The organism is Bacillus sp. FSL M8-0277 (assembly GCF_037975305.1).
Lineage (GTDB): Bacteria > Bacillota > Bacilli > Bacillales > Bacillaceae > Bacillus > Bacillus pumilus.
This window is the reverse complement of sequence record NZ_CP150255.1, coordinates 216,445-231,757: the sequence shown is the minus strand read 5'-3', so window position 1 is coordinate 231,757 and position 15,313 is coordinate 216,445. Positions and strand designations below refer to the sequence as shown.

Genomic DNA, 15,313 nt, shown 5'->3' with positions numbered 1-15,313 from the left:
TCAGCTCCTATTTTTCAATCGCTCCTGTCCAGCTATTCATGCCTGGCACGATATTCATCAATTGATGAAATCCTTTTTCTTTTAACTTTTGCGCAGCTAATTCACTTCTTCTGCCTGAATGACAGATCAGGTAAATGTCCGTCTCCCGGCTCAATTCCTCCACACGTTGTTCAACCTCACCAAGAGGAATATGAACAGCTCCTGGAATATGCCCCGCCTCGTATTCATCCAGCTCTCGCACATCTAAAATAAACAAAGATGGATCTTCTTTTACTTTCTGTTGAAAAGTCTCCAAAGACATTTCCGAAATCATGGACTTCCCTTCTTTCTCTTGTTCTCCGCCTTTACGAATCAAATGATGAAGCACCTGACCTTCTACTTTTGTCCCTAAAAATTCGTGACCGGCACTTTTTGACCATGCCGCTAGATCCGCTGCTGACCCTTTATCGGTAGCCTGCACTTCAAGTACGTCTCCTGGTAAGAGCTCATTCATTTGTTTTTTTGTTTTCACAATCGGCATCGGGCATGCCAGTCCTTTTGCATCTAAAATGACAGTTGGTTGCTGCATGTCATGTCCTCCTTCATATAGGGGTGGGGGTATATTTTGTTGCGCATTTAATACCAAGCATTCATGCCACCCTTGATGTTTGTAATCTGAGTAAATCCTTGCTTCTTCAATATTTTCGCTGCCTGCATACTTCTCATCCCGCTTTGACATATCACATAAACCTCTTCATTTTTCTCAAGCTGAGAAGCTCGATTCTTCAAATGAGGCAACGGAATGTTTTGAAAGCCTTTGATATGATTTGTTTGAAATTCACTAGGAGAGCGCACATCAATGAGCTGTTGACCTCTGCTTTTCAGCTTCTTTTTCATATGAGCTGCATCCATTTGCTTCACACCTCGAACCGGCAGAAAGCGGCTCACGAGTAATCCAATTACGATGATGAGTAAAATCGTCTGCACCATCCTGCTTCACCTCACTAGATAAATAAATTCACACGTCCAATTTCAGCCTCTGCTAAATATGCCGCTACACCAGCATATTGAATGTCATCTAATAATTCTTTCTCCTGTAATCCTAAAAGATCCATCGTCATTGTACATGCCACGAGGTTAATATCCTGCTCCTTCGCCATCTCAATGAGCTGCGGCAATGTCATGGCATTGTGCTTTTTGATCACATGCTTAATCATCTTCGGACCCATTCCTGCAAAATTCATCTTTGACAGCCCCATACGATCAGCACCGCGCGGCATCATTTTGCCGAACATTTTTTCTAAAAATCCTTTTTTCATCGGCACCATCTCATCCTTACGCAAGGCATTCAGCCCCCAAAACGTATGAAAAATCGTCACCTCATGATCATAGGCCGCTGCACCATTAGCAATAATGTAAGCCGCCATCGCTTTATCATAATCTCCACTAAATAACACAATCGTCGTGCGTTTTTTCTGTTCTTCCATTCTGCTCCTCCTTCAATAATTACCTATGGGGGTATATAGAAAATAAAAAATATATACATATACCGGTAAGGGTATATTACATCAAGTGAAAAAATCCGTCAACCTCCAAAGGCTGAGGAATTTCTTACCGGCTTTTCACCAATAGCTCAACTGCCTCTTTCACAAGACCTTCCGTATCCTTGCCTTGTTCAAGACTTTCACGAACACATTGCTCAAGGTTTGTACTCACAATCACACCCATTGCCCGATCAATGGCATTACGTGATGCAGACAGCTGCGTGACCACCTCGCGGCAATCCTTGCCTTGCTCCATCATCGCAAGAACCCCTTTAATCTGCCCTTCAATCCGGCGAAGACGATTCTTCATCTGCTGATTATACTCCATGAATAAGGACTCCTTTCTATTCTTTCTATGACAGATAGTATACCCTAAGAGGTATTTAGTCAAACGACTTGCCCTTCTTTTATAGAGAAAGTAGAAAATCTCAATTACCTCTTTATAAATCTTCGTAAACTTTTTCAAAAATCTCTATTGGTATTGAATACTTCGTTGTCTTATCATTACCGTAGTTAACCACTATAATCTAACCACTGTGAAGGAAGTATCCCTCAAATCAATTATACACTCCAAACAATAGCTAGCCTTCAATTAAACGTTTTAACTTAAGCTCAGTTTCAGTATCCTCAACTGGAGTATAGACGCTGCATCTTAAATCAGTATCCCCATACACTTGTAATGAAGTGAGATTAAACAACATTTTACCTGCCTTAGCATGACGAAATTCAATTAATACTTCAGGCGCATAGCTGATCTCATTTTCATTCCATATTTTACGAAACTCAGGATATGCCTGCTCCATTTCTTCTATAAATTGCTCATACCAGTCATCAGCCACATACTGTCCATAATACGTTCTAAATATGGCGATATATCCTCTAACAAAATGCTCCCAATTCACGGCTAAACTTTTAAATTCCTTTCTTGCGAATAGTAAGCGGATGATATTCCTTTCTGCCGGGATGATTTGTTCAAAGTCCAAAAATACATTAGATGCTGCTTGATTCCACCCAACAATCTGACTTCTTCTATCAGATATAATCGTTGGGCAATAACGAAGTTCCTGCAACATTTTCCCTAAAGCCGGACTGATTTCCTTCTCATTCTCAATGATATAGGATTGTTTCACACCTTCCTCTAACGCTAAAGCGTACAAATATCTCCTTTCATCGTTATTTAATTGTAATGCACTAGAAATAGCATCTAATACCGAAGTAGATACTTTTATATCTCTGCCTTGCTCTAACCATGTATACCAAGTAAGACTTACACCGGCTAGTTGAGCTACTTCTTCTCTTCTGAGCCCTGGTGTTCTTCTGCGGGTTCCTACAGGTAAACCAACCATTTGAGGCGTTATTTTTGAACGTTGGTTTTTTAGAAATTCTGATAATGCTTGAAGTCTTGTTTCAGGTTTCAATATGATCACCCTTTAAAATATTATTCATTATACTAGGATAAACAACAACTTGTAATAGGATAACACAATGGCTAAAGTTAATAAAAACAAGGAGGGAATGATTATGAAAAGAGTTGTCATTACTGGAATGGGAGTTATTTCTCCACTTGGAAATGATATAGATAGCTTTTGGAATCAACTCATTAAAGGACAATCGGGAATATCTCTCATTGATTCTTTTGATACGACTGATTATAAAACAAAAATAGCTGGAATCGTTCGTGATTTCGATGCAGATGAAATATTAGGGAGAAAAGAAGCAAAACGATTAGATCGTTTTAGTCAGTTTGCCTTAGCAGCCGCCGAACAAGCATTAGAACATTCACAATTACAGTTAGATCAAGTAGATCTTGAACGTTTAGGCGTATATGTTGGTTCAGGAATCGGGGGCATACAATCGCTTGTTGATCAGGTGAATGTATTAGATAAACGAGGTCCATCGAGAGTAAGCCCCAGCCTTGTCCCCATGATGATTTCAAATGCAGCTGCTGCCCAAATCAGCATAAAATTAGGGGCACAAGGGCCATCAATGTCACCAGTCACTGCTTGTTCTATTGGGAACACCTCTATCGGTGAAGCTTTCAATGCGATCCGAAATGATGATGCAGATATTATATTTGCTGGTGGAGCAGAAGCTGCCGTCTCACAGATATCTTTAGCTAGTTTTGGAAACGCACATGCACTATCTACTAGAAACCAAGACCCAAGTCGAGCCAGCCGTCCATTCGATACAGATAGAGATGGATTTGTTATGAGTGAAGGTGCAGGTATCTTAGTATTAGAATCATTAGAAAACGCGATTCTTAGAGATGCGCCGATACTATGTGAAGTAGTGGGATACGGAGCTAGTTCAGATGCTCATCATATGGTAGCATCACACCCAGAAGGTAAGGGTGCCTACTTAGCCATGAAAAAAGCATTGAGAAGTGCAAAAATATCAACGGATGAAATCGATGTTATTAGCGCTCATGCAACAAGTACTCAAGTAGGGGATCATTCAGAAGTTCTAGCTATTAAGACATTATTTGGTGAACGTTCAGGTGAAATTCCAACAACGGCGAACAAGTCAATGACTGGGCATATGTTTGGTGCTGCCGGTGGAGTAGAAGCCATTGCTTTAGTGGAAAGTTTGAGACGGGGAATGATTCCACCCACTATTAATGTAGAGAAGCAAGATCCAGATTGCAACTTAGACGTTGTATTAGAAGCGAGACAGCTTCCTTTGAAATACGGGCTATCCAATTCTTTTGGTTTTGGAGGACATAATTCAGCCATCTTGTTAAAACATTACAATAGAAGTAGTTAAAGATGAAATAAAGAATCGATCAAGGGTTTATAGCCCTTGTTTTTTTCATTTTAGGAATACCTTACAGACAAATTATGACGTGCCTCAGCAATCTGATATATTAAATGGAGAAAAGAAAATACGAAAAAATATTTAGAAAGCAGGTGACCCATGCCAAACAACCAAACACCCAACCCCCTCATCACGGAAAAATCACCATACCTCCTTCAACACGCCCACAACCCAGTTCACTGGTACCCATGGGGGCAAGAAGCCTTCGACAAAGCCAAGCGTGAAAATAAACCAGTGCTTGTCAGCATCGGTTACGCCACTTGTCACTGGTGCCACAACATACTTTAAGAAAGAATTCCAATCATCGTTTTGAACCATCTTTTTAATACAATCTATTACTTAATATTTGTAGTATAAGTTTCATTTATTATATTAAAAGTATCTACTTCGGTATTAGATGCTAGAAAAAGATGCAGATGACAACTTACATGTTGTATTAGAAGTGAGACAGCTCCAAGCCAAATTCAAATTGCTAAAGGGACTATATTTTTCCGATGAAGATGTTTCTTTGATTAATGAAGACTTGTTGCCTCTTCTGTATCAATTTCCCAAAGTTATACAAGCAGTGCATGATATAATCAACTATAAGAAAACACCTACATTGCAATTCGTATATACTTTATCTTTAAAAAGGAGAAACTATCATGAATAAAATAGGATCAGGTGCCTTTGCAGAAGTCAAAGCAGAAATAAACGAAAAAGGAGATGAAGTAGCTGTCAAAAGAATTCTTGAACAGTATAAAGAAAATGAACATTATACTCATCGATTCAAAAAAGAAGTAGAAATGTTAAAAAAACTTAGTGGACACCCTAATATTGTTCCTTTGGTAGAAGAGAGAATTAATGAGGATAAGCAAGAGTATGCATATGTAATGAAAAGAGCTAGGTGTAATTTAAAAGAATTTATTTTAGAGTCTTCTATTGAGTTAACTGATGATATAAAAATTAGTTTATTTGATCAAATAGTTGAAGCTCTTTTTTTTGCTCATTCTAAAGATGTACTTCACAGAGATTTATCTCCTAACAATATATTAATCACTGATAATTTTACAGTTTGGATAGCTGACTTCGGCTTAGGAAAAGATTACGATGCCAGATCAATAGGTGGAAAATCATCTATAGCTGGTCACGGAACAGCCTCGTATGTTGCACCCGAACAATTAAGAAAACTATCAAATGCAACAAAAAAAAGTGATGTATATTCTCTAGGAAGACTATTATATTTTATTTTGACCGGAGAAGAACCCGATGTGATAAATTCAATTGATAGGTTTGAAACACTAATAAAACGTGCCTCCTCTTATCATCCTGACCAAAGATATAAAGATGCCATAGATTTTAAAGAAGCATACGAAAAGGCAAAACAAATACAGAGTATTTTAGGCCAAGATAATAAATTCAACCTAACACTAGGAGAATTACTAAATTCAAACCCAAAAATTTCTTGGATTGAATTTCATGAGATAGCAATGAAATGCAATGTTATTGAGCATGACTGGTTTGATTTTATTGAACCCGCAATGGAGAAACTTAAAGATATGAACGCAATTTATGAGTATGTTGAACTAATAGGAGAAGATGCTGCATTATCTTTTATTAAGCTATTTAGAGTACGATTAAGTGAAATGGAGAGCATAGGCTGGCCGTATAACGATGATTATAAAATAGGAATCTTTGCTGAAAACTTTTATATGGGAAGTCATTTATATAGTTCCATCCGCAAAGAGGCTTTAGAACTCCTTTGGGATTGGGCTGCAATAGAAGATAGATGGAAAATTCAAGATAGAGTAATATCTTTTATCGAAGGTAATAAAATCCAAGATAAAACTTTAGCAGACCACATGGCTTATTACATGCTCGAAACTGGAAGAACTTTTAGAAAATTAAATTCCTTAAATAATAGATTGATAAAGTCAGCTTCCATTAAACGTGCTGTAATAAGTCTTCAATCAAACTCATAATAAAACATGTTCTCGATTGAAAAGTAATGCTGTAAAAGAGAAAAAAGAAGCATCTTCAAAGTTGCATATAAATCTATAAGAAAAGAGTGTAATAAATGCAAATAGACTGGTCCATTTTAATACCTGTTTCAATACCTCTTTTGGCAGCTACATTGGCACAAATAATAGCTCATGCTCTAACAAACAAAAGAGAAATTATAAAATACAAAAAAGAATGCTTTCAAAACCTTTACTCCCCTTTAATTTTACTTATAAATGATTATTATGAGAACGAAATTTATAAAAGTAAACTTATGAATTTAGATAGAGTTACAGAAGAAGAAATTCACAAACTTAATGATCCAAATGAAAAATTCCAAGGAATAATGAAAATCATTAGTCAAAATTTAAAATATGCTGAACATGATTTAATAAGTCAATTTCATATCACAAGAAATTTCCACCAGTGTGAAAATTGGATACAAGCCAACCACTTGAAATTCCAATTAATGTACGAGTTTTGCAAAAACTTTAATAAAATATCTAATGATTTAAAAATAAAAATGCCTGAAATAACAGAAGATATAATATTTCATTTTCACTTTTATCAGATTCTAAAAAAGTGCGGTGTTCGTGCAATTGAGGACAATCTCTATAATTTTTCTAACTTTGCTATCAGAGTACATGGTAACCGTAGGAAAAAATGTTTTAAGTTGCTTAAATGGATTGAAAACATCGATAATAATTTCCATAGCGTTTTTGCTTTCAGACTGCTTTTTTTCAGTAAATTTTATTGGAATTTTACTTATAGAAGAACTTTCACGCTATTAGACATAATATGCAAAGATTTAAGTAAAGAATACCCTCATGAAAGTTATCGTTGGAATTACGTTATAAAATTAGGAAGATCGCACATAATTGATTAAATAATAATTTTTATATACGAAAGAAGGTGATCCCATGCCAAACAAAAAAATACCCAACCGATTAATCGCTGAAAAATCCCCCTACCTACTCCAACACGCATATAATCCAGTCAACTGGTACATGGTCAGATGAAGCATTAAAAAAGCGAAACTTGAAAACAAACCTGTTTTCATATCGATTGGGTATGGGTAGCTAAAGGAACATGCCACTGGTGGACTGGGATAATCAACTCGAGTTGAACAATACTGATACTTTAGGCTATTCCAATTAAAGTAGTACCTGATTAATTTCTAAAATGGGAACATACTTAACCCAACATGCTTATAACCCAACGATTTTGTATCCGTGTTGTAATGATGGAGAATAAGCCTGATCTTTTGTTTATTGGTTACGGGTATCTTAGTGAAAAGTGCACTACTCTTATTTTAAAAAGTTGCATAACACTTTTTGTTGAATTTACAATTTTGCCTAACAAAATGATATAGTAAATATATAACAGAAATTAGATTACAATGGAGTGTATAACATGGTCGAAGTTGAGTTTTTAGAACAATTAGGACATAAATTGAGTGAGTATTTTGGATTCCGTATTATGCCAAAAAAACTTTATAAACTTAAACAAAAACAAAGGATTAAAAATTTAAATACTATGAGTATAAAATCTCTAGGATTACCCCCCCATTTCTATGAACCTCTTACCGAGAATCTTGTGCAAAAGCTAACAGAAATAATTGATCAATACATAGAATTATATAGCGTTCCTGATGTAAATCTTATAAATAATATAATTAAAGACTTATCTCTTTATTTCATATTTAATGAGTATGGCGATAAGTATGAAAATTTAATTAACCAATTGAAAAATATCGGAGCAAGAAGTTATGAAGGAAAAAATGTAGATATTGGTGTTTTGTATTGTCCAAACACTAAATCCTTGACTCAATTAGAGGACTTAAAAGCAGACATTGTAAAGCTACCGAAAAAAAAACCAATCACTACATTTTTTAATGAGGAAAAGCCGTTTTTAAGATTAGTTGATAATATGTCACTAGCACTTATAATAGACTCGGAGTTTAATGTAATAGCTTTATTACGGAAAAGGAGTAAAGGGAAAAGTTTGAATTTTATTCTAGAAAAAGAATTTAACTCATATTTAAAAGACAAACTCCACAATACAATTATAAACTTTTTCTTTGAAATGCTCAAAGGTGTTGTGCCTGATATAAATGTTAATAACTTAAAAATGGACTTCAATAGACTTTATCCTGAGCAATCAATAAGGTGCCCAGAATATGTTTATCTCTCAATAAAGTCTAACAAAATAAATATATTCTCCAAAAACGATTTTGTATTAACTTATCATAATGGGGACTGGAAATTAAAACACTATAATTTCATACGATCTATTATCGTAAATCACCTTTTTCTTGCAAAGATTAAGCCTTTAGTTAAATCAGTTGTTGCCTCAGAAAGTAAAATAATGTTTAAAACTTTCCAATCCATAATTAATGATACAGACAACTTTGTCGAGACTTTATTGAGACTCTCTGATAATAACGTAAGTTCAATCATCTTGTTAGATTCAACTAAAAAAAAATCTTACAGGGAACGGCGCAAGAAATTGGAACAACTGGAGGTTAACGCAGTTCTTAAGAACAACTCCAAAATTCCAGCACCAACTTATTTAAGTGTTATAAAAAACAAAAATCTCAATATGAAAATTTCTAATGCTGACTATTATCTTATTGAGTCTATTTCTTCGGTTGATGGAGCCCTTGTATTGGATGCCGACATGAGAATTGTAAGTTTTGGTGAAATAATCAATACCGAAGGCAAGCATTACCCCCAAACTTATGGCACAGGGACTACAGCCGCAAGGTTTTCTTCTAAAAATTGTTTATCCGTAAAAATTTCTGAGGATGGTGATATTTATATTTTCGGTAATGAAGAATTAAGGTTAAAAATATAATATAACAATTCCTTAAGAGGGTGATGTTAATTGGCATTCCATGAAAGGATTACTTGTATAGCTAACTTCATAAATCACGAGATAAAATATTAGCAAAGAGTCAATTAGATACGGAAAGTAAATATTAGATAGGAGATTTAAATCACTATGGACATTAATTCACATATAAGATATTTAGGAAATGATACTTTTGAAGATATTGCTTTACTAGACGCTTATCCCTTACCTGATTTTTGTCCTATATGTAAGAAGTCTATTAATCCTGAATTTATTTTAATCTATTTTAAATTTAATGGACATCAAGAGCTTCTATGTTCTTGCCCAAATAATAAATGCAAATCTCTTTTCTTTGCTGTATATAAGGAATGCCCATCTGAAACTTCGGAGTATTCTTTAGATCACTTCACTCCTTTAAGTAGAGAAGAAAAACTTTTCCCTGATGAAATCTATCCTCTTTCTCCAGACTTCATAGAGATATACAATCAGGCTTATGTTGCAGAACAAGAGAAACTCAACTTAATCTGTGGGGTTGGTTACAGGAAAGCACTCGAGTATTTAATAAAAGACTTTGCTCTAAAGCAATCACCTGAAGATATTGAAAAGATAAAAAGGATGCCTTTACAGCAATGTCTTAAAAAATTTATTACCGATCCAAATATAAAGGCGATGACAGAAAGAGCTATATGGTTAGGAAATGACGAAACACACTATGTGAAAAAATGGAAAAATAAGGACTTGAAGGATTTAAAAAATCTAATTGAATTAACTGTATATTTTATTTCTATAAATTTTAAGGTTTCAAAATATAGTGAAGAAATGTTTGTAGATTAAAATAAGGATAACCCAGTGGTTATCCTTATTCTTCAGGCACTTTCCAAGCGTTTCTCAACCTCTCTTTTAGCTATTTTTGTTACCCTTTGTGCTTCCTCATAAAGCGGAAACTTATTAGTTTTTTTGAATTTTAAACAGGCGATGCATTTCCACTTATAAGAAACTCAAAAAGTAGATGTTTCCTCTAATTCGATTTTACAATTTGGACACTTTGCAATTTCTTTTGCATAAACTGATCCAATAAATACTCTACCGTAGACGTCTATTTCACCGGAAATATCCCATACGACATCTTTGTATTCATGTTCTTTAATTTTTTTACCCCCTGAGGGTAAAAAAATTAAAAAAGGACTATTGCTTTTTCTAAACGTTATTATTTTATAGATTAAACATGCAAAAAACCATACAACAATAACCGCAATGGAAATAATTACAGGATAAGTGAATAACAATTCAGTCCAACTACCAGTAACTTATTTCGAAGCCACACTAACTACTACGGGAGTGACCAGACTTCCAATTGCTGAAACTGAAATATTGTTCAATAAAATGACAAAAAACTTTTTCATAAATTCTCACCTTTGCTTTAACTCAAAATCATACCACACATTTCCATTAAATCCGTAGATCTTCTCAGTTTTGTATCTTATTAAATCATTGTGATAACCTAAAATTAAATTAAACAGAAAGTAGGTGATCCCATGCCAAATAGAAAAGAACCCAATAGATTAATCACTGAGAAGTCACCATACTTACTCCAACATGCTTATAATCCCGTGGATTGGTATCCTTGGTGTGATGAAGCATTTGAAAAAGCGAAACGAGAGAATAAACCTGTTCTCTTATCTATTGGGTATGGATAGCCAAAGGAACTTGCCACTGGTGCCACGTCATGGCGCACGAAAGCTTCGAAGATCAGCAAGTTGCTGACATCTTAAATGAGCATTTCATTTCAATCAAAGTTGATCGTGAGGAGCGTCCAGATATCGACTCGATGTATATGTCTGTTTGTCAGATGATGACGGGGCAAGGCGGCTGGCCGCTCAACGTATTTGTCACGCCTGATCAAAAGCCTTTTTATGCGGGGACGTATTTTCCAAAGAGAAGTGCTTACGGGCGTCCTGGCTTCATCGAGGTACTGACACAATTGCTGGACGCATATCACAACGATCGCGATCATATCGAATCATTGGCCGAGAAGGCGACAAATAATCTGCGGATCAAAGCAGCAGGACAGACGGAAAACACGCTATCTCAAGAAGCGATTCACAAAGCCTATTATCAGCTCATGAGCAGCTTTGATACGCTGCACGGCGGATTCGGCTCTGCGCCAAAATTTCCTGCACCTCATATGCTTTCATTCTTGATGCGCTATTACGAATGGACTGGGCAGGAAAATGCGCTATATGCAGTCACAAAAACGTTAGATGGAATGGCAAATGGCGGTATATACGACCATGTCGGTTCAGGCTTTTCTCGTTATTCAACAGACGAAAAATGGCTTGTGCCTCATTTTGAAAAAATGCTGTATGATAACGCCTTGCTGATGGAAGCTTACACAGAAGCGTATCAGCTCACTCAACAACCTGAATATGAAAAGCTTGTCCACCGCCTGATCCACTTTATCAAGCGAAATATGATGAATCCGAGCGGCTCCTTTTATTCAGCGATAGATGCAGATTCTGAAGGGAAAGAAGGACAATATTACGTTTGGTCAAAAAATGAGATCATGACTCATTTAGGCGAGGATCTCGGCGCATTATTCTGCGCTGTCTATCACATCACAGAAGAGGGGAACTTTGAAGGGGCGAACATCCCTCATACCATTTCAACCTCTTTTGATGACATTAAAGCCTCTTTTTCGATTGATGACCATACGCTACAGTCTAAGCTGCAAGAAGCCCGTCACATTTTACAATCTGTCAGACAGCAGCGACCTGCACCGCTTGTCGATGACAAGGTACTCACATCATGGAATGCACTGATGACCTCTGCGCTCGCCAAAGCAGGAAGGGTATTTGGTGCAGAGGAAGCGATCCGTATGGCGAAACAGGCGATGTCTTTTCTAGAAACACACCTCGTCCAACATGAGCGGCTCATGGTCCGCTATAGAGAAGGAGACGTAAAGCATCTCGGCTTTATCGAGGATTATGCGCATATGCTAAAAGCGTATATGTCTTTATACGAAGCGACATTTGAATTAGAATGGCTGGAAAAAGCGACAGCCATTGCCGAGAACATGTTTGAGCTGTTTTGGGATAAGGAAAAAGGGGGCTTTTTCTTCTCAGGATCAGATGCGGAAGCGCTCATCGTTCGAGAAAAAGAAGTATACGACGGCGCCATGCCTTCTGGTAACAGCACCGCACTCAAGCAGCTTCTCATGCTAAGCAGACTGACCGGACGTCAGGATTGGCTGGACACATTAGAGCAAATGTTCAAAGCCTTTTATGTCGATGTCTCTTCCTATCCAAGCGGGCACACAGCGTTTCTGCAAGGGCTCCTCGGTCAATATGCAACGAAAAGAGAAATCATCATTCTCGGGAAAAACGGCGACCCTCAAAAAGAACAGCTTTTACAGGCGCTTCAAAAACGATTCATGCCCTTTGATATCATATTGACTGCCGAAACAGGGGAGGAATTAGCAAAACTCGCGCCCTTTACAAAAGATTACAAAACGATCGATGGCAAAACCACCGTGTATATTTGTGAAAACTACAGCTGCCGCCAGCCAATCACCAATATCGACGAAGCGATGGAACAATTATTCCACGATTGAGTCTGTCATAAGATGACTATGAGAAGACAAAATGAGGACAAACAGATAAAAAACATGTCAATCCGCTAACAAATTGTCTGTACGGTTTTATTTTTCCTAAAAAACGGTTAGAATGCGCACTAGATGTTCTCATACCGAAGGGAGAGAAAATGATGAAAAAGGTATCATACACACTCATCGCTTGTCTGTTATCTGTTGGGCTTGCAGCCTGCTCGTCAAACGATGCCAAACAAGATAAGCAAAACGATGCAGCCAAAAACAAGGAAACAACACAGGCTGACCAAAAAGAACAGCAAAAGCAAATGGAAGAGATGCAAAAGAAATTAGACGCACAAAAAATCGATGATCAAAAGGTCGTTGCGACCGTCAACCAAGACAAAATAACAGGTAATGAATATAATAGCGCTCTATCAACCATTCAAGGACAGCTTCAGCAATCTGGGCAAGACCCAACATCTAAAGAAGGCGCAAAAGCAGTTAAGAAACAAACCATTGATGCGCTCGTAGGTCAAGAGCTTATCCTGCAAGATGCTGAGAAGAAAGGCATCAAAGCCTCTGACAAGCAGGTAGATAAACAGCTAAAAGAAGAAAAGAAACAATTCAAAGACAACGCTCAATTTGAAGAAGCCCTTAAGAAAAGCGGACTCACAATGGATCAGCTGAAAAGTGACATTGCCGACAGCATCAAATACAGCCAGTATGTCGACAAAGAAATCAAATCAGCCTCCGTCTCTGAAAAGGATGTCAAAGCGTACTATGATCAATACGCGGATGAAATGAAAAAACAAAAGCAAAAAGCACCAGAGTACAAAGAGGTTAAATCACAAATTAAAAAACAGCTAGAATCCCAAGAAAAGCAGAAAGAAGTACAAAAAGAAATTGAAAAACTAAAGAAATCTGCGAAAATTAATGTGTCTCTGTAACAGCTAAGAAAAATCCGCCATTGTGCGGATTTTTTTTCGTTACTTGATGAACTATTTTTCCAAAATAATGACAAAAGCCTCATCATAAACGTCTCTTCCATCCGATATGATGGGAGTACAAAAGAAAGCGTTATCAATTCTTTTGTCTCTTAAAAAGTACAAGATCAAACGCTGATCTCGTACTTTTGCTTCAGTCAATCGGACAACGACAAGAGGAGGATCTTTATGTTCAAATGGTTTAAACCCGCTCCGCATATCGACAGGCTCGATGATGCCAAGACAGATGAGACGTATAAGCGGCTGCGGCTGCAAGTCTTTTTAGGCATCTTTATCGGGTATGCGGGCTACTATTTGCTACGAAAAAATTTCGCTTTTGCTATTCCTTATCTACAGGAAGAAGGGTTCACGAAAAGTGAATTAGGCTTTGTACTCGCAGCTGTCTCTATCGCCTATGGCTTTAGTAAATTCATCATGGGGATGATCTCAGACCGCTGTAACCCAAGATACTTTTTAGCCACCGGACTCTTTCTATCAGCCCTTATCAATATCCTATTTGTCTCATTTCCATGGGTGACGTCAAGTGTATGGATCATGTTCTTATTCATGTTTTTAAACGGCTGGTTCCAGGGCATGGGATGGCCGCCATGCGGACGGACGATGGCGCATTGGTTTTCGGTTAGTGAACGTGGAACGAAAATGTCCATTTGGAACGTCGCTCACAATATTGGCGGGGGAATTCTTGCACCGCTCATCACCTTAGGGATCGTGCTGTTTGCGACGTGGAAAAGTATCTTTTTCTTCCCTGCCATCATTGCTATTATCGTCTCCTTCGTGATCATTCTTCTCGTCCGGGATACTCCGCAATCCGCTGGTCTTCCACCAATTGAGGAATATCGCAATGACTATCCGGCACAGCAGTATGAAGATCAAGAAAAAGAATTAACAGTGAAAGAGATTTTATTTAAGTATGTACTCAACAATAAATTCCTTTGGTATATCGCCATTGCCAACGTCTTTGTGTACTTCGTCCGTTACGGTGTCGTGGACTGGGCGCCGACCTACTTAACAGAAGCAAAGGGCTTTTCACCAGAGCATTCGCGCTGGTCATATTTTCTTTATGAATATGCAGGCATTCCTGGCACATTATTGTGCGGCTGGATCAGTGACCGCTTCTTTAGAAGCCGCCGTGCACCAGCAGGCGTCCTCTTTATGGCTGGGGTGTTAATTGCGGTGCTTGTTTACTGGTTAAACCCTGCTGGCAATCCAATGGTCGATAACATCGCCCTCATCAGCATCGGCTTTTTAATTTACGGACCTGTCATGCTCATTGGACTTCAAGCCATTGACCTCGCTCCGAAAAAAGCGGCTGGCACTGCGGCTGGACTCACAGGCTTCTTCGGCTATATTGGCGGCTCTGCCTTCGCCAATGCGATGATGGGCGTCGTCGTGGATCATTACGACTGGACAGGAGGCTTCATTTTATTGGTTGGTTCTTGTGTGCTTGCGATTGTCTTCCTAGCGATGACTTGGAATACAGGGAAGCGCGTAGAGCAAGCTTAATGAAAATCATATAAAAGATTCATATCCACCCAACATGCCCTTTACATCTA

14 protein-coding genes and 2 pseudogenes are annotated in these 15,313 nt (G+C 37.6%); 11 read left to right on the top strand and 5 right to left on the bottom strand.

The annotated features are described in order from the left end of the window. Positions 1-7 precede the first annotated feature (7 nt). The 5 genes from MKZ05_RS01325 to MKZ05_RS01305 form a co-directional block, all read right to left on the bottom strand. Positions 8-568 carry a sulfurtransferase TusA family protein gene (locus MKZ05_RS01325; protein WP_050943387.1) on the bottom strand — a complete coding sequence of 187 codons (561 nt, stop codon included), beginning with the start codon at positions 566-568 and terminating at the stop codon, positions 8-10. Between the two features lie 47 nt (positions 569-615). Next, positions 616-969 carry a rhodanese-like domain-containing protein gene (locus MKZ05_RS01320; RefSeq protein ID WP_050943388.1) on the bottom strand — a complete coding sequence of 118 codons (354 nt, stop codon included), beginning with the start codon at positions 967-969 and terminating at the stop codon, positions 616-618. Between the two features lie 14 nt (positions 970-983). After that, positions 984-1,466: a DsrE/DsrF/DrsH-like family protein gene (locus MKZ05_RS01315; RefSeq protein ID WP_003216959.1), complete on the bottom strand. Its 483-nt coding sequence runs from the start codon at positions 1,464-1,466 to the stop codon at positions 984-986. 124 nt (positions 1,467-1,590) lie between these two features. Then, positions 1,591-1,851: a metal-sensitive transcriptional regulator gene (locus MKZ05_RS01310; RefSeq protein WP_003217059.1), complete on the bottom strand. Its 261-nt coding sequence runs from the start codon at positions 1,849-1,851 to the stop codon at positions 1,591-1,593. 253 nt (positions 1,852-2,104) lie between these two features. Next, on the bottom strand, positions 2,105-2,941 hold the full coding sequence (locus tag MKZ05_RS01305) for a helix-turn-helix transcriptional regulator (RefSeq protein WP_339161051.1): 837 nt from the start codon (positions 2,939-2,941) through the stop codon (positions 2,105-2,107). Between the two features lie 103 nt (positions 2,942-3,044). On the opposite strand from MKZ05_RS01305, the gene fabF reads away from it, so the two are divergent. From fabF to glpT, 11 genes and pseudogenes are all read left to right on the top strand, one after another. Further along, on the top strand, positions 3,045-4,286 hold the full coding sequence (gene fabF / locus MKZ05_RS01300; RefSeq protein ID WP_339161048.1) for a beta-ketoacyl-ACP synthase II: 1,242 nt from the start codon (positions 3,045-3,047) through the stop codon (positions 4,284-4,286). A 150-nt stretch (positions 4,287-4,436) separates the two neighbouring features. Continuing rightward, a pseudogene (locus MKZ05_RS01295) lies at positions 4,437-4,607 on the top strand (DUF255 domain-containing protein); the annotation flags it as partial. A 374-nt stretch (positions 4,608-4,981) separates the two neighbouring features. After that, positions 4,982-6,298 carry a serine/threonine-protein kinase gene (locus MKZ05_RS01290; protein ID WP_339161046.1) on the top strand — a complete coding sequence of 439 codons (1,317 nt, stop codon included), beginning with the start codon at positions 4,982-4,984 and terminating at the stop codon, positions 6,296-6,298. Between the two features lie 95 nt (positions 6,299-6,393). Further along, a complete protein-coding gene (locus MKZ05_RS01285; protein ID WP_339161043.1) occupies positions 6,394-7,203 on the top strand; it encodes a hypothetical protein in 810 nt (269 codons plus the stop codon). 34 nt (positions 7,204-7,237) lie between these two features. Next, positions 7,238-7,336: a DUF255 domain-containing protein gene (locus MKZ05_RS01280; protein ID WP_339161041.1), complete on the top strand. Its 99-nt coding sequence runs from the start codon at positions 7,238-7,240 to the stop codon at positions 7,334-7,336. Positions 7,337-7,730: 394 nt separating this feature from the next. Beyond that, a complete protein-coding gene (locus MKZ05_RS01275; RefSeq protein WP_339161038.1) occupies positions 7,731-9,173 on the top strand; it encodes a hypothetical protein in 1,443 nt (480 codons plus the stop codon). A 147-nt stretch (positions 9,174-9,320) separates the two neighbouring features. After that, positions 9,321-10,004 carry a hypothetical protein gene (locus MKZ05_RS01270; protein WP_339161036.1) on the top strand — a complete coding sequence of 228 codons (684 nt, stop codon included), beginning with the start codon at positions 9,321-9,323 and terminating at the stop codon, positions 10,002-10,004. Positions 10,005-10,705: 701 nt separating this feature from the next. Next, a pseudogene (locus tag MKZ05_RS01265) lies at positions 10,706-10,861 on the top strand (DUF255 domain-containing protein); the annotation flags it as partial. Positions 10,862-10,896: 35 nt separating this feature from the next. Beyond that, entirely contained in the window at positions 10,897-12,780 is a 1,884-nt protein-coding gene (locus MKZ05_RS01260) for a thioredoxin domain-containing protein (protein ID WP_339161035.1), read from the top strand. Between the two features lie 152 nt (positions 12,781-12,932). Then, the gene (locus MKZ05_RS01255) at positions 12,933-13,703 is read left to right on the top strand and encodes a SurA N-terminal domain-containing protein (RefSeq protein WP_284905878.1); all 771 of its coding nucleotides are present in this window, start codon (positions 12,933-12,935) and stop codon (positions 13,701-13,703) included. Positions 13,704-13,928: 225 nt separating this feature from the next. Continuing rightward, positions 13,929-15,263 carry a glycerol-3-phosphate transporter gene (gene glpT / locus MKZ05_RS01250; RefSeq protein ID WP_050943401.1) on the top strand — a complete coding sequence of 445 codons (1,335 nt, stop codon included), beginning with the start codon at positions 13,929-13,931 and terminating at the stop codon, positions 15,261-15,263. Positions 15,264-15,313: the final 50 nt, after the last annotated feature.